19 protein-coding genes are annotated in these 19,715 nt (G+C 59.1%); 7 read left to right on the plus strand and 12 right to left on the minus strand.

What is annotated here, in order from left to right:
* Positions 1 to 188: 188 nt before the first annotated feature.
* Both F591_RS0117550 and F591_RS0117555 read right to left on the minus strand, forming a co-directional pair.
* Positions 189 to 1,052, minus strand: coding sequence for a TrmH family RNA methyltransferase (locus tag F591_RS0117550; protein ID WP_019535924.1), 864 nt, complete (start codon positions 1,050 to 1,052; stop codon positions 189 to 191).
* Positions 1,049 to 1,717, minus strand: a complete 669-nt coding sequence (locus F591_RS0117555; protein ID WP_019535925.1) for a potassium channel family protein — start codon at positions 1,715 to 1,717, stop codon at positions 1,049 to 1,051. Before F591_RS0117555 ends, F591_RS0117550 begins: the two co-directional genes overlap by 4 nt.
* Positions 1,718 to 1,955: 238 nt before the next feature.
* Here F591_RS0117555 and sspI point away from each other — a divergent pair, with 238 nt between their 5' ends.
* Positions 1,956 to 2,162 carry a small acid-soluble spore protein SspI gene (gene sspI, locus F591_RS0117565; protein ID WP_019535927.1) on the plus strand — a complete coding sequence of 69 codons (207 nt, stop codon included), beginning with the start codon at positions 1,956 to 1,958 and terminating at the stop codon, positions 2,160 to 2,162.
* 149 nt (positions 2,163 to 2,311) lie between these two features.
* Here sspI and F591_RS0117575 read toward each other — a convergent pair whose 3' ends face one another.
* From F591_RS0117575 to F591_RS0117590, 4 genes are read right to left on the minus strand one after another with little or no spacing between them, the layout of a single operon-like run.
* The gene (locus F591_RS0117575) at positions 2,312 to 3,415 is read right to left on the minus strand and encodes a Gfo/Idh/MocA family protein (protein ID WP_019535929.1); all 1,104 of its coding nucleotides are present in this window, start codon (positions 3,413 to 3,415) and stop codon (positions 2,312 to 2,314) included.
* A 51-nt stretch (positions 3,416 to 3,466) separates the two neighbouring features.
* On the minus strand, positions 3,467 to 4,198 hold the full coding sequence (locus F591_RS0117580; protein ID WP_019535930.1) for a ThuA domain-containing protein: 732 nt from the start codon (positions 4,196 to 4,198) through the stop codon (positions 3,467 to 3,469).
* A 15-nt stretch (positions 4,199 to 4,213) separates the two neighbouring features.
* Positions 4,214 to 5,374, minus strand: a complete 1,161-nt coding sequence (locus tag F591_RS0117585; protein ID WP_019535931.1) for a Gfo/Idh/MocA family protein — start codon at positions 5,372 to 5,374, stop codon at positions 4,214 to 4,216.
* A gap of 59 nt (positions 5,375 to 5,433) precedes the next feature.
* A complete protein-coding gene (locus tag F591_RS0117590) occupies positions 5,434 to 6,654 on the minus strand; it encodes a LacI family DNA-binding transcriptional regulator (protein WP_051109215.1) in 1,221 nt (406 codons plus the stop codon).
* Positions 6,655 to 6,865: 211 nt separating this feature from the next.
* Between F591_RS0117590 and F591_RS0117595 the strand changes: the two genes are divergently transcribed.
* Complete coding sequence (locus tag F591_RS0117595) at positions 6,866 to 7,576, plus strand: response regulator transcription factor (protein ID WP_019535933.1); 711 nt, start codon at positions 6,866 to 6,868, stop codon at positions 7,574 to 7,576.
* A gap of 7 nt (positions 7,577 to 7,583) precedes the next feature.
* Positions 7,584 to 9,113, plus strand: coding sequence for a sensor histidine kinase (locus tag F591_RS0117600; RefSeq protein WP_019535934.1), 1,530 nt, complete (start codon positions 7,584 to 7,586; stop codon positions 9,111 to 9,113).
* A 330-nt stretch (positions 9,114 to 9,443) separates the two neighbouring features.
* On the opposite strand, the gene F591_RS0117605 is transcribed toward F591_RS0117600, so the two are convergent.
* Positions 9,444 to 10,199: a YheC/YheD family protein gene (locus tag F591_RS0117605; RefSeq protein ID WP_019535935.1), complete on the minus strand. Its 756-nt coding sequence runs from the start codon at positions 10,197 to 10,199 to the stop codon at positions 9,444 to 9,446.
* Positions 10,200 to 10,471: 272 nt separating this feature from the next.
* Entirely contained in the window at positions 10,472 to 12,043 is a 1,572-nt protein-coding gene (locus F591_RS0117610) for a peptide chain release factor 3 (protein WP_156829606.1), read from the minus strand.
* Between the two features lie 222 nt (positions 12,044 to 12,265).
* Here F591_RS0117610 and F591_RS28370 point away from each other — a divergent pair, with 222 nt between their 5' ends.
* The gene (locus F591_RS28370) at positions 12,266 to 13,183 is read left to right on the plus strand and encodes a hypothetical protein (protein ID WP_019535937.1); all 918 of its coding nucleotides are present in this window, start codon (positions 12,266 to 12,268) and stop codon (positions 13,181 to 13,183) included.
* 132 nt (positions 13,184 to 13,315) lie between these two features.
* On the opposite strand, the gene F591_RS0117620 is transcribed toward F591_RS28370, so the two are convergent.
* The gene (locus tag F591_RS0117620) at positions 13,316 to 14,386 is read right to left on the minus strand and encodes a metallophosphoesterase family protein (protein ID WP_019535938.1); all 1,071 of its coding nucleotides are present in this window, start codon (positions 14,384 to 14,386) and stop codon (positions 13,316 to 13,318) included.
* 296 nt (positions 14,387 to 14,682) lie between these two features.
* On the opposite strand from F591_RS0117620, the gene F591_RS0117625 reads away from it, so the two are divergent.
* Both F591_RS0117625 and F591_RS0117630 read left to right on the plus strand, forming a co-directional pair.
* The gene (locus tag F591_RS0117625; RefSeq protein ID WP_019535939.1) at positions 14,683 to 14,934 is read left to right on the plus strand and encodes a hypothetical protein; all 252 of its coding nucleotides are present in this window, start codon (positions 14,683 to 14,685) and stop codon (positions 14,932 to 14,934) included.
* A 16-nt stretch (positions 14,935 to 14,950) separates the two neighbouring features.
* On the plus strand, positions 14,951 to 16,024 hold the full coding sequence (locus F591_RS0117630) for an O-antigen ligase family protein (RefSeq protein ID WP_156829605.1): 1,074 nt from the start codon (positions 14,951 to 14,953) through the stop codon (positions 16,022 to 16,024).
* Positions 16,025 to 16,083: 59 nt separating this feature from the next.
* Here F591_RS0117630 and zwf read toward each other — a convergent pair whose 3' ends face one another.
* Both zwf and F591_RS0117640 read right to left on the minus strand, forming a co-directional pair.
* Positions 16,084 to 17,604, minus strand: a complete 1,521-nt coding sequence (gene zwf, locus F591_RS0117635) for a glucose-6-phosphate dehydrogenase (RefSeq protein ID WP_026326699.1) — start codon at positions 17,602 to 17,604, stop codon at positions 16,084 to 16,086.
* Between the two features lie 144 nt (positions 17,605 to 17,748).
* Positions 17,749 to 18,561, minus strand: coding sequence for a YwmB family TATA-box binding protein (locus F591_RS0117640; protein WP_019535942.1), 813 nt, complete (start codon positions 18,559 to 18,561; stop codon positions 17,749 to 17,751).
* A gap of 186 nt (positions 18,562 to 18,747) precedes the next feature.
* Here F591_RS0117640 and F591_RS0117645 point away from each other — a divergent pair, with 186 nt between their 5' ends.
* The gene (locus F591_RS0117645; protein WP_019535943.1) at positions 18,748 to 19,083 is read left to right on the plus strand and encodes a hypothetical protein; all 336 of its coding nucleotides are present in this window, start codon (positions 18,748 to 18,750) and stop codon (positions 19,081 to 19,083) included.
* A gap of 56 nt (positions 19,084 to 19,139) precedes the next feature.
* Here the strand turns inward: F591_RS0117645 and F591_RS0117650 are convergent, their stop codons facing one another.
* Complete coding sequence (locus F591_RS0117650) at positions 19,140 to 19,613, minus strand: GNAT family N-acetyltransferase (protein WP_019535944.1); 474 nt, start codon at positions 19,611 to 19,613, stop codon at positions 19,140 to 19,142.
* Positions 19,614 to 19,715: the final 102 nt, after the last annotated feature.

The following is a 19,715-nucleotide window of genomic DNA, read 5'->3' on the forward strand; positions in this document are numbered from 1 at the left end:
TCGCCCGCCAGAGCCGCAGTCAGGTTGCCAGCGATGCGCCCAAGGCGAAAGCCCCGAGAGTTCGTCCCTCTTGTTCCCGGTCCCGCTCTTTGCTCCTATGGATTTCACCGATGAATTTTCTTACGAGCCACTCATTGAACTTGCCGCTAACCATTGTTTCTCGCCAAACGTCGCAGCCACTAGCTCCCCTATTCCGATTGACCAGGGGTAGTCATCCGCTGCCGCATCGCCTCGAACAGCACGACTGTCGCTGCCATGGCGGCGTTGAGCGACTCGGAACGGCCCTGCATCGGGATCGTCAAATGCCCCGTCGCCAGCGCCTGAACGGCCGGGGACACGCCCTGCCCTTCGTTGCCGATAACGAACCAGGTCGGCTGGCGGAAGTCGTATTCATAACAGCTCACGGCCTGCTCCAGCCGCGTCGAGACGACGGAGATGCCGGCCTGCGCCGCCCGCGGCAACCACTCGCCCAAATCGCCCTGGGCGATGGGCAGATGGAAGAGCGAGCCCATCGTCGCGCGCACTGTCTTGGGGTTGTACAAATCGACCGTGCCGCGGCCGATCAGCACGCCCGTCGCGCCGACCGCATCGGCGCTGCGGATGATCGTGCCGAGGTTCCCCGGGTCCTGAATCCCGTCGATCACGGCGACCAGCCCGGCGGACAGGCTCGCCTCCAGCAGGTCGCCTGGCGTCCGGGCCAGCTTCGGCATGACCGCGGCAATCGGCTGCGGCGTCTCGGTGTCGCTGCACTTGGCCAGCACCTGCTCCGATACCGCCACGCATTCCACGCCGCGCTCTTGCGCCAACGTGAGCAGCCTGGCCGGCAACAGCCCGGCCCTGTCCGCCGCGTAAATGACCGTCTCCGGAATATATCCGGAGGCGAGCGCTTCCTCGACCAGATGAATCCCTTCCAGCAGAAATTTCCCTTGTTTGTCCCGTCCTTTGCGCTCCAGCAGCTGCGCCCATTCCTTCACCCGCGGATTTTGCGCAGAGTGAATCGCTGCAGGAGACGTCTGCGGCCCTCGGCCGCCCGCTTGCTTATTCCATGTCATCGCTCATGCTCCGAAAACGTCATTTCGAAATTTTGCAAATCCTTGTTGCGCCCGACCACGACCAGCACGTCATGCTCTTGAATAACATCGTCCGCATAAGGAGATATATTCATCTTGTCTCCGGTTTTAATCGCCATCACGTTGCAGCCATATTTGGCGCGGATGTCCAGCTGCCGCAGGTTCAGGCCGACCATCTGGCGGGAAGCCTCGATCTCCGCGATGCTGTAGTCCTCGGACAGCTCGATATAATCGATGATATTGGAGGAGATAAGATGATGAGCGACCCGTTGGCCCATATCCCGCTCAGGATAAATCACTTTATCGGCGCCGACCTTTTTGAGCACCTTGCCATGCAGTTCGTTCTGCGCCTTGACGACCACCTTGGGCACGCCGATCTCCTTGACGATGATCGTGGTCAAGATGCTGGATTGAATATCTTGGCCGATAGCGACGATGACGACGTCGAAATTGCGAAGCCCCAGCGTGCGCAGCGCCTCCTCGTCCGTCGAATCGGCCTGCACGACATGCGTGACCATATTCGAAACCTCTTGAATCCGGTGCTCGTCGCTGTCGATCGCCAGCACCTCGAAGCCGAGATTGTACAGCGTCTTGGCCACGCTGGAGCCGAAACGCCCCATGCCGATGACCGCAAATTGCTTTTTCATCCGCCCGTCCCCCTTCCGGTATTAAAATCCGCTTTCCTTACGCACATGTACCGATTATACCAGAATTGGCGCGCCCAGACCAAAATCGTTAGGATGAAGCGGCCGAAAATTGCGCATATTACCGTAAGGAACGAACGGAGAACGTACCGTAACACGACTAGCACCCGAAGGTGACGACCGATGCGGAAAGCTTCGTTCGTCATAGACGCCCACTCCCAAGTAAAGCGAGGAATTGTCCATGAACCTGAACTTACGGCAGGCGATTATTCAGCGTGTGCAGGATAAAAACGACGAAGAACTGTACGGCGTTATCGCGGATTCGGTCGGAGGCGAAGAAAGGCTGCTTCCCGGCCTCGGCGTGCTGTTCGAGATCATATGGCAGCACAGCGAAGCGGACCTGCAAAATCAGATGGTTCACAAGCTGAAGGAGCATCTTCCTCATTAAAAAACGTTGCGGCCGGATCGCAGCATGCTTTTTTCGCCTGGCATCGCGACCGCGGGCAACAAAAAGCCGCAGAACCGTCAGCCCTGCTTGCGGGCGGACGACCTGCGGCTTTTTGACCATGTCATGACCCAAAATAAGATGATGCCCCGTTAATCCAGAACGCCCCGAACCAGCTGCTGCGGCATCGGTGCCGGGCGTTCGCACGACGATTGCATGATATAGTGCCTGCCTTCGTCCGAAGAATCATGGAAGCCGTGCATCGCCTCAAGCACATGATAAGCAAGCTCTCCGCTCGCCCGATGAGGGCGGCCGTTTCGGATCGCATAGGCCATATCGAGCACGCCCAGGCCGCGGCCGTTCTCGGCGTAGCCGTGGGACAGCGGAATCTCCTTCCATTCCTGCGCGTCATGCCGCTTCAGCAGCACAGGACCGCCGAACGTGTTCGGGTCCGGAACGGATAGCGTGCCGAGGCTGCCGTATACCTCGATCCGCGGCAGCTGATGCCCGCCGAAGACGTCGAAAGAAGTGATCATCGTGCCGATGACGCCGCTGTGAAAATCCATCACGCCGGCGACATGGGTCGGCGTCTCCACCGGGATGACCTTGCCGAATTTTTTCTCGCTCGTGATCGTGCGTTCCGGGTACGACACCTTCGTCGCCCCGGCGATCCGGCGAATCGGACCGAGCATGGCAACGAGCGCCGTCAAGTAATACGGCCCCATGTCGAACATCGGCCCGCCGCCCTTGGCGTAGTAAAACTCCGGGTCGGGGTGCCAGTGCTCGTGGCCGCGGCCGAGCATGAAGGCGGTTGCCGCCACCGGCGTGCCGATCCAGCCGTCCTCGATCAGCTTGACGCACGTCTGAATGCCGCCGCCAAGGAACGTGTCCGGCGCGCTGCCGACGAGCACGCCCTTCGCCTTGGCCGCATCCAGAATGCTCCGCCCTTCCTCGCGGGTCACCGCCAGCGGCTTTTCCACATATACGTGCTTGCCGGCATGGATCGCCTGCAGGCAGACTTCGGCATGAGCCGCCGGAATGGTCAGATTGATAACGATATCGATGCCGGGATCATCCAGCAGTTCCTGAACGCTGCACGCCTTCGGCACGCCGTGCTCCTCCGCCGCCGCGCGCGCCCGCTCCAGGTCGAGATCGGCGCAGGCCGCCACCTCCACCATAGGGAAGGATCGGCAATTTTTGAAATAAATGCCGCTGATTTTTCCGCAACCGATAATGCCCACTTTGACTTGATTCATCGCTTTTCCCTCCAACGTATGCCCGCGGCATCGATCGCCGGGGCTGCCGCATCAATAGAAATTGCCCGCGCCCGCAGGCTTGTTGTCGCTTCCAAGCAGCGACTTGTTCGCCTCGGCCGCCTTCGCCTTGCCTTCCGCCGCCCACAGGAAGCCGCGGCGCATGATTTCTTTGACAACCGGCATCTCGATAATATTCGCCTGGTGGCCAAGCGAATTGTAGAAGACGCGGCCGACGCCCCAGCGCTTCGTCCAGACGACCGGCATATCGACGGCCCTGTTCAGCGAGTGCGGACCGGGGACGGTCGGGAAGCGCGTCGTCGCCAGCACCTCCACCGCCGGATCGACGTGCAGGTAATACTGCTCGCTTTTTACCGTGAAATCGTCGATGCCTTCCATGAGCGGACTCGAGTTGTTCTTGATATTGACGACATACTCGACGCCGTCGCCGCCGGGATGGGAGACCCAATTGCCGCCGGTCATGAACTGCCACTGCACATTGTCGCGGAACGCGTCGCACATGCCGCCGTGGCAGCCGGCCAGGCCGACGCCGCTCTGCACCGCCTCCGATACGTTGTTGGCCAGCTCCTTGTCGATCTGCCCCATCGTCCAGACGGGAATGATCAGCTCGAGCGATTTCAGCTTCTCTCCGTCGCGAAACGCCTCCAGCGTGTCGGACACCTCGACCTCGAAGCCTTCTCCCTCCAGCACCTGCCGGAAAATCGCCGATACCTGCTCCGGCTCGTGTCCGAGCCATCCTCCCCATACGATCAAAGCTTTTGGCATCGCTCTCACGCTCCCTTAAAGTTCGTTGGTTTGAATCCAGCGCTTCTCGGCGATGGACAAGTCGACAGCCTCCAGCACCTGCTGGCATTTGACGCCGTCCCGGAAGTCCGGCACCGGCTGGCGGTTCTCCTGAAGCGCCTGCATCAGTTCGACCACCTCGTGAATGAACGTGTGCTCGTAGCCGATCGTATGCCCCGGCGGCCACCACGCTTCGGCGTAGGCATGCGCCGGGTCTGTCGCCAGCACGCGCCGGAAGCCCTGCACATCCTCCGCGTCGTCCGTAAAATACACCTGCAGCTCGTTCATCCGCTCGAAGTCGAACTTGACGCTGCCTTTGCTGCCGTTAATCTCGAACGCATTCGTGCAGCGGTGCCCCGGCGCAAAGCGGCTCGCTTCGAAGCTGCCGAGCGCGCCACCAGCGAAGCGGGCCAGGAACAGCGTGGCGTCGTCGACCGTCACCGGCCCGCGCGGCGCGTCCTTGCTTCCCCTGGCGCTTAAGCCCGTCATCGAGGACGGCATCGGCCGCTCCTTGACGAACGTCTCGCTCATGCCGATCACTTCCTGAATATCGCCGACGAGATAATGCGCCAGGTCGATCAGGTGCGCGCCCAGGTCGCCGTGCGAGCCGGAGCCCGCGACCTCCTTCTGCAGCCGCCAGACAAGCGGGAACTCGGGATCGACGATCCAATCCTGCAGGAACCAGGCGCGGAAATGATAAATTTGGCCGAGCCGCCCTTCCTCCACCAGCTTCTTGGCCAGCCGTACCGCCGGAGCGAACCGGTAGTTGAAGCCGACCATATGCTTCACGCCGGCCCGCTCCGCCGCCTGCAGCATTTCCCGGGAATCGGCCAAGGTCAGGGCGAGCGGCTTCTCGCAGAACAGATGCTTGCCGGCCGCCGCGGCGGCAAGGGCGATCTCCTTATGCGCGTCGCTCGGCGCGTTGATATCGATCAGATCGATATCGTCCCGCTTCAGCAGCTCGCGCCAGTCGGTCGTCCAGCTCTCCCAGCCGAATTGCTCGGCTGCCTGGGACACGCCCTTCTCGTCGCGCCCGCAGATCGCTTTCATGACCGGCCGGCCCACCTGCGGAAAAAACATCGGCAAATCGCGATAAGCATGACTGTGCGCCTTGCCCATGAACTTGTAGCCGATCATTCCCACATTGACTTGCTTCATCCCTGAATCAACCTCCCATAATGGCTCTAAATTGCCGTCATTCCGCAGCCTGGCAGCCTTTAGGAGCCGCAAGACTGCCGGATAACGAGCCGCGTATCCAGCTTGATCTGAAAACTTCCTGCCCCGGCTCCCGCCTTGCCATCCGTCTCCGCCGCTTCCAAGCGCCCTGCAGCCTCACATTCCGCCGCTTGCGAACGCTCTGCAATCTCACGCCCTGCCGCTTGCGAGCGCTCTGCTACCTCACGCACCGCCGACGCTTCGCCAGCGGCCCCTGCTCCGCGGTCGTCCGCCCCTTTGACGCCGATCGCCTGTAGCAGCCGCTCCGCCGCCGTCCGCCCCATCTCGAAGAAGGGGACGCTAACGCTCGTCAAGGGAGGATCGGTCACCCGCGCGGCATCGGAATCGTCGTAGCCGATGATCGCGATATCGCGCCCTGGCTCTACGCCGCGCTCGCGCATTCCCTGCATGAGCCCGATCGCCATCCGGTCGTTCGCCGCGAATACCGCGTCGATTCGCCCCCGGTTCGCGCACAGCCGCTCCGCCGCCCGGTAGCCGCTGGTGCGGCTGTAATTGCCCTCGTAGTACAGATGGGCGGGCACCGCCGAAGCGTCCCACGGCCCTTCGGGGAGCGCCCCGGCCTCTCTCATGGCAGTCAGATATCCCTGCAGCCGATCGCGGCTGTTGGAGAACTCCGCCGAGCCGTTCAGAAAGGCGATGCGCCGCAAGCCTTTGCCGAGCAAATGCTTCACGGCCATATAGCTTCCTTGCACATGATCGGCTTCGACCTCGTTGAACGATGCCCCGGCAAAATGCTGGTTGACCAGGCAAAAAGGATGCCCCGCCGCCTGCAGCCGGTCAAGCGAAGCCCGCTCGCCTGGCGTATCGGTTGCGCCGAGAATGATGCAGGCATCGACCTTTTGCGATAGAAACAGCTTGCTGTAATCGTTTTCCAATCCGGGAGTCCGAAACTTCAGCAGCATATCGTACCCGCTCTCCATCACCTGTTTGCCGATTCCGCTGAGCACTTCCGAGAAATAATAGGTCGAGAAAATATGCACCTTCGGCACGTAAGGAAGCACAACGCCCAGATTGCCGCTCCGCCGGCGGGCGAAGCTTTGAGCGATCGCGTGGGGATGATAGTTCAGTGTTCTGGCTGCCTCAAGCACCCGCTGCTTCGTCTCCTCCTTCATCGGCCCGACGCCGTTGAAGACGCGGGAAACGGTCGCCTCGGATACTCCCGCCAACGCGGCGACTTCCTTTCGGGTTACGATGCTGGCCACCTCCAGTCTTTTGCAATGTACGCGCGTTCATTATCTCATGACGCTCTGCATCTGTCAACGATGTTTTATTCTGCTTCGCCCTCTGTAATAGCCCCGAAGGAACGAATTGTTTAGCGCACTTGCCTTCCGGACGCGAACAGAATATGCTTGAATTACGCCTGTAGGAATTGCTTTTGCCAGTATACGAATTTTTTAGAAGGAGATCCGAGCCATGAAGCTGTTGATTGCCGAGGACGACATATCCGTGTGCGAGATGCTGCGGCTTTTTTTTCAGAAGGAACAGTTCGACGCGACTTTTGTCCACGACGGTTTGAACGCTCAGGCCCGGCTCGAGGCGGAACCATGGGACTTCGTGATTCTCGACTGGATGCTGCCCGGCAAGGATGGCATTACCTTATGTCAGCAAATTCGCGCGAATGCCGATACGCCTGTCATTTTGCTGACCGCCCGGGATGAAGAGCAGGACCGCATCCGCGGGCTGGAGCAGGGAGCGGACGATTATGTCACGAAGCCGTTCAGCCCGATGGAGCTGATCGCCCGAATGAAAGCGGTGCTCAGGCGCTATAAAAGCTCTTCCGGAGGCGAAGCCGGCGACTCCGAGGCGGGTGCGGGGTCTTCCGACAGCGACATCCTCAGCTACAAAAATATTGCGGTCAACTTGTCCACCCGCATCGTCACCGTCGGCGACCGCACCGTCTCGAACCTGACGCCGAAGGAATTCGATCTGTTCGTCCTGTTCCTTCGCTATCCGAAGCGGGTGTTTACCCGCGAGCAGCTGCTCGAAAATATATGGGGCTACGATTACATCGGCGAGGAGCGAACGATCGATGTGCATATCCGCAGGCTCCGCAACAAAGTATCGTCGCCCGAATACCCGCTGATCGTCACCGTTTGGGGCGTCGGCTACAAGCTGGAGGATTGAGGAGCACGTGACAGCGCAGCGCGAACCCAGGCACCGGTTTACCTTCTTCCAGCGGCAGTTCCTCAGTCACTTGCTTGTATCGCTGCTCATTCTGGCGCTGCTTTCCAGCGCCTTGTCCTACTATATGCAGCAGTATATTTACACTTCCAAGACCGACGAGCTAAGCAGCGTATCCAAGGCGATCACCAAGCTATTGTCGGAGCAAACCGAAGACCCGTACGCCTCCCTGCAGGCTTTTCGCATCCTGCTGGCCGAGCGCAAAATTTCCTTTATCATGCTGGACAAGTCCGGAGAGATCGTCTACCGCGACCGGGCCGGCGGACCGACCCGCAGCCGGAAGTTTCTGGACAGCCTCCGCGCTCATATGCAGCTGGACCAGGAGCTGGACAGCTTTACGATCAGCACCAACACCGACGAGCCGCTCGTCGTCGTCCCGCGCACGATCAAGCTGGCGAGCGACCAGTCCGAGGAAGGCTATCTGTTCGTCGTCTCTCCGCTGCTCGGCATTCAGCAAACGCTGCAGACGCTCAACAAGGCGATGCTGTATTTGGTCCTGTTCGTCTTCGTGCTGGCTGTGGCGGTCAGCGGCTTGATCTCGCGCAGCATGAGCCGCAGCATCCTGTCGCTGCGCGCGACGACCCGCCAGCTGGCGGCCGGCAATTATGCAGCGCGTTCCGAGGTATCCCGCACCGACGAGCTCGGCGAGCTCGCTTCCGATTTTAACTCCATGGCCGAGCGGCTGGAGGCGACCTCCCACAAGCTGGAGCGGTTCGAGCAGCGCCGCAGGCAATTCGTGATGGACGTGACGCACGAGCTGCGCACGCCGCTGACCTCGATTCGCGGCATCACCGAAGCGCTCAAAAACCATATGGTCGATCAGCCCGAGGAGCGGGACAAATATTACGATATTATTGAAAAAGAAACGTTCCGCCTGATCCGGCTCATCAACGAGCTGCTCGATACGGAAAAAATCGAAAGCGGCATGGTCACGCTGAACAAGAAGCTCGTGCCGCTGCGCGAGCTGTTCGATATTGTCGCGGAATCGCTGGATGTGCTGATCGAGAAGAAGCATCTGCAGATCGCCATCGACTGTCCGGACGATCTCGTCATCTACGGCGACTACGACCGGCTGATGCAAATCTTGATCAATCTCGTGAAAAACAGCATTCAGTTTACCGATACCGGCACGATCCGAATGAAGGGCTCGGAGACGGACACGCATACGCGAATCGAAATTTCCGACACCGGCCGGGGAATGACCGCGGAGGAGCAGGCGCTGATCTGGGAGCGCTTCTATAAGGCCGACCCGGCCCGCTCGAAGCTCGGCAGCGAGACAGGCCTCGGCTTGTCCATCGTCAAGCAGCTGGTCGAAGCCCACAAAGGAACGATCGCGGTGGAGAGTGAGCCGGGCTCCGGCTCAACGTTTACTATCCTTACGCCGAAGCCTGCAGCGGATATGAAGCAGGACAAGCCGCCGCGCCGCCCCGGGGAAGCGCGCGGCGGACATGCGAAGCGGGGAAGAACCACCGAGCGGTAACCTCGCTTCCGGCTCGCACTACCGCTTATGACAGGAAGGACGGAATGCGCAGCTTCCGTGCGGACCGCATCCGCCGCATATTTTGCTGTCCTACGGCAAGTCGATTCGGGTGCTGGGCCCTCCCCTTCTGAAGGAACGGATGGCTGCGGTCAGCGCGGAGCTGGCGGAATATTACCGCTTCGCTCTTCACTGACCGTATTTGTCAGCCAAGCTCGTGTACAATGCCGTTCAGGCGGGCTGCCAGGACCGGAGCAGGCTCCGCCGTTCGGGCAGACGATCAGGCCCGGAGCAGGCTCCGCCGAAGCCGGAGTATGCCGCGCCCGCGCCTTGTTACAGCCGCCCGTCCGCTTTGCAGTATCGCATCACGGTGCGGTACATGCTCTTGTCCTTCAAGCGGTTAAAAATGTGCGGATCAGGGCATGTATTCACTTCCAATACCCACGGCCGCAGCTCCCGGTCCAGGGCGACGTCAAGACCGAGCCGCTTGACGCCGGGGTATTTTTTTCTTATCGCGCTTGCCACGTTCAGCCCAAGCCTGTACATCCCGGCGATCAGCCGCCGCCGTCCTTCCGGACCGATATGCTCCTTCAGCAGCGTCTCCACCGTCTTGACCTGTCCCCCGTTGTGAAGGTTGGTCACGACCCTGTCCGGGGCCCCGACTCTGCCGCAGATGCCGGTCGCTTCCCATGTCCGCTGCGGCGTGACCTGGACCATGACGCGGATATCGAAGCGGCGGCCGCGGTGCCTCAGCAGGTGAATCCCCCTCTGAACGAGATAGCGCCGACCTCCGGTCCGCCGGCGAATCGATTCGTACAAGGCATTGTAATCGGCGAAGCTGCGCTCTCTGACGCCGGCCTTGTACCGATAGGCGCCGCCGCTCCGTTCGACGCGCATCACTCCGTTGCCGTGCGTTCCCTTATCCGGCTTAATGTACACCATCCCATACTTATCAAGCAGTTCCCGCAGCGCATGACGAGTCATCACTTTGGTCTCGGGCACGCTGCTTTTGACCAGCGGCGACTGTATGATCGCCTTCGTTTTCGCCCATTTGCTGACCACATACCGGCTATAACGCTTTTTTGCCAAAATACGATCCCCGCCCCTTTCCTGACCGCTTCCCGCTAGCGTATGGCGAACACTTGACGCCGCCCGGCGCCAGCTGCAGCCTACGGCACTTTTTTCCGCAGTGAATCAGCCAGTATTCAACACCACGTTATTGTATGCCGCGGCGCCTTCGGAAGGTCAGATATACTTGCCCAAATACGCAGCGGGCGTTCGCCTGACGCTCCAGGCGAAAAGCGAAAAAGCCCCCTGGCCGCAAAAGGCCGGAGGCTGGAGCAGCGATATGAACTTTTTCGTTACGGGGCCGTCTCCAGAAACTTGACATTCGGAAATTTCTCCATGGCGGTGCGCAGCGCGTACTCGTTCTCGAACAGTGCCACGAGATTGTCCTTTTTGTCTCTGACAGCCTGGGAGTTGATGCGGAACTTGCTCGGATCGATGTCGTCCCCGACGAGCCAGCGGGCGAACTGATAAGTCATCCGCGACAGCTGCACATCGACCCCGTACTCGTTCTTCATCCGGTATTCGAATACCTCGAACTGCAGCTGGCCGACGACGCCGAGAATCAGATCCTCGAAGCCGATCGTCCTGAACACCTGAATCGTGCCTTCCTCCGTCAGCTGGTCGATGCCTTTCTGGAACTGCTTATGCTTCAGGGCATTTTTCACCGTCACCTTGGAGAAAATTTCCGGCGAGAACGTAGGCAGCTCGTCGAACACGACGTTCCCCCCTTGGCACAGCGAATCCCCGATCTGGAAAATGCCCGGATCAAACAGGCCGATAATATCCCCGGCAAAAGCCTCCTCGACGATATCGCGGTCCTGCGCCAAAAACTGCTGCGGCTGCGACAGCTTGATCTCTTTGCCGGCACGCACGTGGCGCACCGACATCCCGCGCTCGAATTTGCCCGAGCAGATGCGCAGGAAGGCGACCCGGTCGCGGTGAGCCGGATTCATATTCGCCTGAATTTTGAAGATATATCCGGAGAACTTCTCGTTCAGCGGCTCAATCAAGCCTTGATCGCTCTTCCGCGGCGTCGGCGAAGGCGCCAGCTCAAGGAAGTTCTCGAGGAATGTCTGCACTCCGAAATTGTTGATCGCGCTGCCGAAAAAGACCGGCGTCAGCTCGCCCTGCCGCACTTTCTCGAAATCGAACGGGTCCCCGGCCACGTCCAGGAGCTCCAGATCCTGAACAAGCTGCTCGTACAGGAAATCGCCGGCGATCTCCTTCACGACGGGATCGTCGTACCCGCTCACCTTGCGCAGCTTGATTTCCTTGTGATCGTCGCCCTGGAACAGCTCCACCTGCGTCAGCTTTCGGTCATAGACGCCGCAAAACTGCTTGCCCATGCCGATCGGCCAGTTCATCGGATAAGACCGGATGCCGAGCACTTGCTCGATCTCCTCCAGCAGGTCGAACGGATTTTGCCCTTCGCGGTCCAGCTTGTTGATGAAGGTGAAGATCGGGATGCCCCGCTTGCGGCATACCTGGAACAGCTTCTTCGTCTGCGCCTCGACGCCTTTGGCCGAGTCGATCAGCATGACCGCGCTGTCCGCCGCTGTCAGCGTGCGGTACGTATCCTCGGAGAAGTCCTGGTGGCCGGGCGTATCGAGAATGTTCACGCGGTGGCCGTTATAGTCGAACTGCATGACGCTCGAGGTCACGGAGATCCCTCTCTGCTTCTCGATCTCCATCCAGTCGCTCGTGGCGTGCCGGTTCGCCTTGCGCCCTTTGACCGTACCGGCCAGGCGAATGGCTCCCCCGAACAGCAGCAGCTTTTCGGTTAACGTCGTTTTCCCTGCGTCAGGGTGGGAAATAATAGCGAATGTGCGCCGTTTCTGCACTTCTTGCTTCAATAAATTAGACATGAGCTTCCTGATTCCCTTCATGGCGGCAATTTGTCTGTCAGACGCCCGCCGCGGCGAATCGCGTTCGGCGTCATCGGTCGTCACCATTATACACCGATCCGCCTGGATAAATCTACGCCGGTCCCGCGGCGCTCCGATGCCGCCCAATCCCGCGCGGCCTGTGCGAATGGTATGATGAAAGGCCGCCGCTTTATGCGAATAACGGCCGAAAGGGGCTAATTCATGATCCGGCTGCAAAGAAAATACGTGCTTCCCGCCCTGTTGGCCGTGGCGATGACGGCGGGCGTGTGCCTGACCTATACGCCTCCTCCGCTCGTGGCGACCTGGATATGGGACGCGAAGCTCGCGGCAAGCGGCAGCGAGCCCGTGCTGTCGTTTGCCAAGCGCCATAACGTACGATGGATTTATTTGCAAATCGACCCGCAGATCGATCCGAACCAATACCGATCCTTTATCGAAAAAGCTCGCTTATCGGGCATCGAGGTGCATGCGCTGGACGGCGATCCGTCGTGGGCTGCGGGCAACGGCCCCAGGCATATCGAGCGGTTAACGGAATGGGTCCGCTCGTTCAATGAAGCCGCCCCGGCGGAATCGCGTTTCAGCGGCATCCATGTCGATATCGAGCCTTACAATCTGCCTGCCTGGGAGACGGAGCAGAGGCAGGAGCTGATCGACGGCTGGCTTGCGGCCATGGACCGTTTCGCGCAATTAACCGCAGGCTGGGAAGGCATCGAGACCGGGGCAGACCTGCCCTTCTGGCTCGAGCAAATTCCCGTCACTTCGGAGCAAGGCGCTCCGTCTGTCCTGGAGTGGATGATCGCCAAGCTGGACCACGTGACGATCATGGCTTATCGGGACCGGGCCACAGGGAGCGGAGGCATCGTCGACGCCGTCAAGGACGAGATCCGCATTGCCGACAAGCTGAGCAAGCGAGTCATCGTCGCCGTCGAAACGAATGCGGTCAGTCCCGGGTATACGACCTTCCACGGCAAAGGGGCAGACTACATGCGCCATCAGCTGCTCCGGGTGCATCGCTTGCTGCGCCGTCACGCCTCGTACTGCGGCATCGCTGTGCACGATTACGCCGCCTGGAGCCGGCTGGAAGAGGCGGGCCCGCCATCGGCTTCCGGCGGCCGGTGACCTGCGCCTGCTTCGCTTCGTTCCCGATGAAGAACAGGCCCGGCCTGCGTGCCGGCTTCCCCTCCGCGTGCCGCCCCGAAGCAGCGTCCTGCGCCGCCGCGGCAGCCTGAGCTTTCGCCAGCCGGTGATACGTTACTTCAGCGGAATCGTCCAATCGGCTTCCGGCAGCCAGGCGCCGGCCGCGAAGTCGCGGCCGCGGACCGTGACCTTGTCCCTGTACACTTGAACGAACAGTCCTTGCGAACGGTTTTTATCGACCGACCGGAACTGGCGGTTCATGACGCGGCCGACGGACGAGTTGTGAAAATAATGGAACGTTTCCTTGACGTAATGATCGAACGTGCCGACAAAATCTTGATGCCTGTGCCCGCAGAAGACGAAGGCATTTGGGTAAGGCTTCAGCAGCTGGCGGAATTCCTTGGCCCGGATCAGCTGATGGGACTTGCCGTCCGTTCCAGCCGGCGGCAGCGGCTGATGAGTCATGACGAAGACAGGCTTGCCGCTTCCCTCATGCTGCTTCAGCTTCGCGGCGAACCAGTTCATCTGCTCGTCCGAGTACCAGGCTCCTTCCCCGACCTCAGGCTTCTCCTGCACATACGCCTCCTGCGACAGCAGGATGATGTGGCTGTCGCCGATCCATACGTCGTGGTACGGCTTCTCCAGACCGAAAAACTGCGTAAACCGCTCGCGCGATTGCCAGTCGGTTTTCCCGTTCGGCATCGTATCCTTGTTGAAGGCTCCCTTGCGATCGATCCAAATATCGTAATAATCGTGGTTGCCCATATTGGCATACACCGGCGGCAGCTGATAATCGGACAAAATGCTTCGCAGTTCCTGATAGTCCCGCTCCGTCCCGTATTCGGTCAAATCGCCCGTAAAGATAAGCGCATCCACCGGCGAGCCGAACCGGGCGAGGTCGTCCAGCGCCTTGCGCAAATTGCTCTGCGTGTTCGGATCATAAGGCGTAATATGCAGGTCGCTCAGCAGCATGAAGGAGTTCAGCGGCCGGTTCTGCTCCGCCGATGCCTGCACGATATTCGCTCCCGCGGCGCGCTGATGATCATGATCGGCAGCGGCCGCCGCTGCCTTCGCTTGGCGCTGCGATTCGATCGAATGCTTTAGCAGCTTGTACAGTCCCGTCAGCATGACTCCGATCATGGCACAAAGCCCCAGCATCCAACGGATAAACGCCCTTCGCGACATTTTTGCTCCCCTCCTATGCAGTCTCTGCCGGCGCTGCCGGCCTGCGTCGCTCTTATTGGCGACTCCGTTCGAACAAGCCCTTTGGCTTGAAGTACCAATCGTATTATATCCCGTCCGTTACTTGAAAAAAAGAGCTTTTGCCGCGTTGTCCCGGGGCGCGGCAGCCTGCCGGGCGGCATACGTCAAAATTTTCAAAGTCTATGCATGCAACGCTGCGCATTCTATGATACAATTTGTATCGTAAATTCATATAAGGAAAGGGAATAAATCCAACAAGAAAAAGGTGGAAGATTGATATGGCTTTATGGTTTCGCAAATGGCTAAGCCCCGAATTCGGCCTGGCCCTGATCTTGGCCGCTGCATTGTGGGGCATCGCTTTTCCGGATGGCATTGCCGTTATATATCTGTTGCTTGTGGTCTATTTAGCCATACTCATCCCTCAAGGGAAGATCCGAATCCGAATCCATCCTTTCTCCATTATGTTTTACTGCTGCATCTTCTTGTTTTTTTTGGGGATTGCTGCTTTCGGACGGCGCGCTGGATTATAAGGTTGTTGAAGTCGATATGAACCGAATCAAGTGGTGTCTCGTTTTTATGGCCATTGTCTACGGAGGGCTGCACGAGCTAAACTTCCAAAAATTCCTGCACCTTTCCAAAAAGGTTGTTGTCTTCTTTATGTTCATTCTTTCCGTGATCGGGCTGTATAAATTTTACTTGCTGCTGCATGGGGTACATTTGCCTCTGTTTTATTTTCGCGAGCGGTATGCTTACGGAACGGTGTTATCTTCAGATATGAACATGTTTTCGCTGGCTATGCTGATTGGCCTGGTGATGGCGCTGTCATTATTCCATCGTGCCGACAAATTGAAATATCGCCTCATGTATCTGGTGCCTGTTCTCTCTCTTACCGCCACGATTTTTTTCTCGGGGTCCAGGAGAGGATTCATCTTAACGATGCTCGTATTTGCCATCGTCATGTTCAAACTCATTCGAAGCCATATGCATAAAATCAGATTGGCCCGCTGGATTCCTTTTTTGTATAGCATCCTTTTCATCGGAACGATCGCGTTCGCTGCGGCTTATATTTCGGACAACAATGTGATTTCCAAATTGATGGCGTCCATGGACCAGAAGCAGTTCTCTTATACCATCTCGAGATTTACGACCATCAGCCCTGATAATATTGACAGCACCTTCTCTTCGCGGTCGGATCGCTGGACGTATGCGCTGCAAATGCTGCACCAAGATACACCACTGCTGAAGTTTCTTTTTGGCAGCGGATTCGATTATGTCGGCATATACAGGGATGTATTTACAACAACTTATATCGAAGATTATCCGCATAACCCTATTCTCTCCGCGCTGCTATATTCCGGAGTGGCAGGGGGACTGATGCTTTCCCTGATGCTTGTCTATACCTTCTACAATTTGTTCAAGTACAGAAAACATACCGGTCTGCATTTCGTTTTGATTTACTGCATAGCGTTCTTTTATAATTCCATTTTCTCATATCTGATATTTGTTTTTCTCATGATCCTGGTGAATGAAGTGCCGTATATCGTTGGGGAGAAAAAGCTGAAGACCTCGACCTTCATGTTCCCTCGCCCTCAATCGGAACGGAATTTGCAGCATGTCTAAAACCAGCAAAAGTGGACCCGCAAAATGCATGTCCACTTTTCGTTTGAGATGCCTTTTCATTATCGCTGTACGAACTCCCAAGTGACCTCGTCCTCTTCCTGCCCCTGCACGGGCCACCAGCGGAAGCCGTCCTCGGCGAGCATTTGCTGCGCCCGCTCCGGTCCCCAGGTGCCGGCCGGGTACAAATAAAGGTCGTCTGTCCGTTCGCCCCAACCGGCCGCAATCTTGTCGACGTATTTCCAGGCGAGAGCCACTTCGTCCCAACGGGTGAAATACGTGGAATCGCCCCGCGCGGCGTCGTACAGCAGCCGTTCGTACGCCTCCGGCGTGTTCAGGCCGACCTGGCAGCTTTGGCAGAAATCCATGGCCACCGGAATGATCGTGCCCTCAGACCCCGGCTGCTTCGCATTCATCTTGAGATAGATGCCCTCCATCGGATTGACCCGGAAGACGAGCAGGTTGGAGTCGAGCTTGTGCTTCTTCGCCAAATATACGTTGTTCGGGACATTTTTGAACTCGACGACGACCTCCGTCGTCTTCACCGGCAGCCGCTTGCCCGTGCGGATATAGAACGGCACGCCGGCCCAGCGGAAATTGTCGACGAACACTCTGGCGGCAAAGTACGTTTCGGTCGTCGATTCCGGGTTCACCGAATCTTCCTGGCGATAGCCGGGCACTTGCCGGCCCTTGATGTTGCCGCTCGCGTATTGGCCGCGGACGGTGTTCGCCCGCACCTCGGAAGCTGACTGGAAGCCGCGCAGGCTGCGCAGCACCTTCACCTTCTCGTCGCGGGTATCCTCGGGATGCAGCCGGCTCGGCGGTTCCATCGCCATGACCGCCAGCATCTGCAGCATATGGTTTTGCCCCATGTCGCGCAGCGCTCCGGAACGGTCGTAATACCCGCCGCGCTCCTCGACGCCGACCGTCTCGCTCAGCGTAATCTGAATGTTGGATATGTACTTGTTGTTCCACAGCGGCTCGAAGAACGCGTTGGCGAACCGCACGACATTGATGTTCTGCACCATTTCCTTGCCGAGATAATGGTCGATGCGGTAGATGTCCTGCTCGTCGAACACTTCCCGGATTTCGGCATTCAGCTTCTCCGCCGACGGCAGATCGTAGCCGAACGGCTTCTCGATGACGAGCCGGTGCCAGCCTTCCGAATCCAGCATGCCTCCGGCCTTCAGATTGTGCGCTACACTGCCGAACAGCTCGGGCGCCAGTGCCAGGTAGAACAAGCGGTTGCCGCCGACGGCGAACTTGGCATCGAGCTGGTTCGTCAGCTCGCTTAGCTGGCGGAAGCCGTCCACGTTATTGATATCGAGCGACATGTACTCGAAATGGTTGGCAAAAGTCGACCACTGCTCGTCTTTGGTCACATTATAGCGGGCAAATTCCTGAATCGATTCCAGCAGATCCTCGCGGAACTGCTCGTTGGTGCGCGGACGGCGGGCAAGGCCGATGACGGCGAACCGGTCGCCGAGCTTGCGCTCGCGGTACAGGGCGTAGAAAGCGGGGAACAGCTTGCGCCGCGCCAGATCGCCGGTTGCGCCGAATATGAGAAATACGGCATTGGTCATAGGACTCTTCCTCATTCTTTCTTAGAATATTTTGCTACTAGCATATCCAAAAAGAGCGGCGTATTCAACCTCTGAATTGCCGGCCTATCCTCCGTCTCATCCCGCGCTCTCCCACGCCCTCCCGCCACGCTCTACGGCCGGGTTTCAATATTCGCTCGTAATCACCGGCGTGCCGAGCGTCAAGCGCCAATGCGCAGCCGCTGTGTCCCAATGCATGGCCGCTTGCAGGTGCACATCCTCGCCGGCGGAGCGGACCGACTGGCGCAGCGTCCGGGAAGCATACGAGACGCTCAGCGTATTCGCGTCCTCGTAGCGCTCGACCTCCTCCGCCTGCAGCAGCTTGGCCGCCCGGGAGAGCGTGCGCTCGGCATGCGGCTTGCCCTGGCTGGAAGCGGCCGGATCTCCCGCCTGCCCCTGCACCATGACGTTCCACGTTCCCGCGGATGCCAGTCCGCGGAGCTGCCGGTCGACCTCCTGCTGCCACCCGGCCGCCTGCTGCACAGCCTCCTTATCCCGCAACGTGCATTCCCGCTTCAGGATAGCGTACCCTTCCCCATGCTCCAGCCCGGCAACAAGCAGCGAGTCGCGGCAGCCGCCTGTCGTCTCCCGTTCGTTCCGGTAGACGATCTTATCCGGCTCGGCCGATACAAAGCCGCCTGATTCCCATCCGAGGCGGGCGCTGACCGCTTCTCCGAACCGCCGGATCTCTGCGGCGTTGCGGTAAGGCGCCGCATAGGCTCCCGCTTTCTTCATCGTCAGCTTCCAGCCGGAATCGGAAGGCTCCATGAGCGCCATCGCGGCGCTGACGAGCTTCCGCGTATCCGAATATGCGTCGCGGCTTGCGGCCTGTCCCGCTGCGCTGGCAGAGGGGCGCTCCGGCAACTGCACCATCCAGACCGCGGCCATCACCAGCGCAGCGGCCAAGCCGATCGCATAGCTCCATCCAGTTCGCTTCATGCCGGGACACCTCCACGGGAATCGTTTGTCCGAATCTATCATTCTATCAACCATTGTACCCGTAAGCGGCAGCAGCTATACATCCGCAAAAAATAGGCCTGTCCCGACAGGGCATTCGTCCAATCCATAGGGCAGCCGCCGCATAGTCTGAAGTGAAACTGATGATTCAATCGGAGGAATGCGAACATGGTGCCGATAAACCCGATAAGCGAAGAAACGTGCCGGCCGCATTACGGCAAGCCCGTCTGCGTCATCCTGCGCGACGGCACGGAAATCGTAGGCATTCTCAGCCGCGTGCACGAGGGGAGCCTGATTTTGAACGAGGAAGACGGCGTTGACAAAGCCGATACCATGAAAACGCGGAACGGCAAGTCCCTTCCGGCCAAAGGCAGAGGCAAGAAGACGGCCGGCACGCAAGCGAAAGCAAGCGTCAACGCGGTCCCCTTCTTCGGAGCAGGTCCCGGCTTCGGCGGGCCTCTTACGCTGGACCTTGGCCTCGTCGCGCTCCTGTTTTTGCTCTGATCAGCGCAAACGCCGGTCAGCCACACCGAAAAGGCGCGCCAGAATTAGGCGCGCCTTCACCGGGGCGGCGCCTGTTGCCGCTGCCGGCCAGCGATTGGCTTGCTCATCAAATAGCAGCGAACCGATTGCTCGTAATAGACCGGTTCGTACCCTCGCGACCGATAAAACTGCTGGGCCGGGGTGTTCGCCTCATCGACCCACAGCCGCATCTCCCGGCAGCGCAGCTCGCGGGCGCGATGCTCGGCCAGCGCCAACAGCCGGCTGCCGATGCCGCGGCCCTGCTCGCGGGCAGCGACGGCCAGCATCTCGACAAGCATCACGTCTCGCCCGGCGCGAAAGGAGATGAAGGCGGACGGCATTCGCGATCCCGCCGCGTATACGTACGTCGTGCACGGCTTCAGCCGCTCGCGCAGGATGGGCATGCTGAATTTCAGATCCGGCTTGGTATCCCGGGCGAAAGGAATCAACAGCTCGTCAACGAGCCGGTATATCGCCCTGTCGTCGCGGCCTGCGACCCGCTTGCGCAGCATAGAACAAAACCGCCTTCCTATAACCGATTCCCTACATCGTATGTCGATGAGCGAAAATTGGTTAAGGCGGCGGTTTTAGGCAGCCCGGCGCTTATTTCAAAT

Origin of the sequence: Paenibacillus ginsengihumi DSM 21568, assembly GCF_000380965.1 — a bacterium.
Lineage (GTDB): Bacteria > Bacillota > Bacilli > Paenibacillales > NBRC-103111 > Paenibacillus_G > Paenibacillus_G ginsengihumi.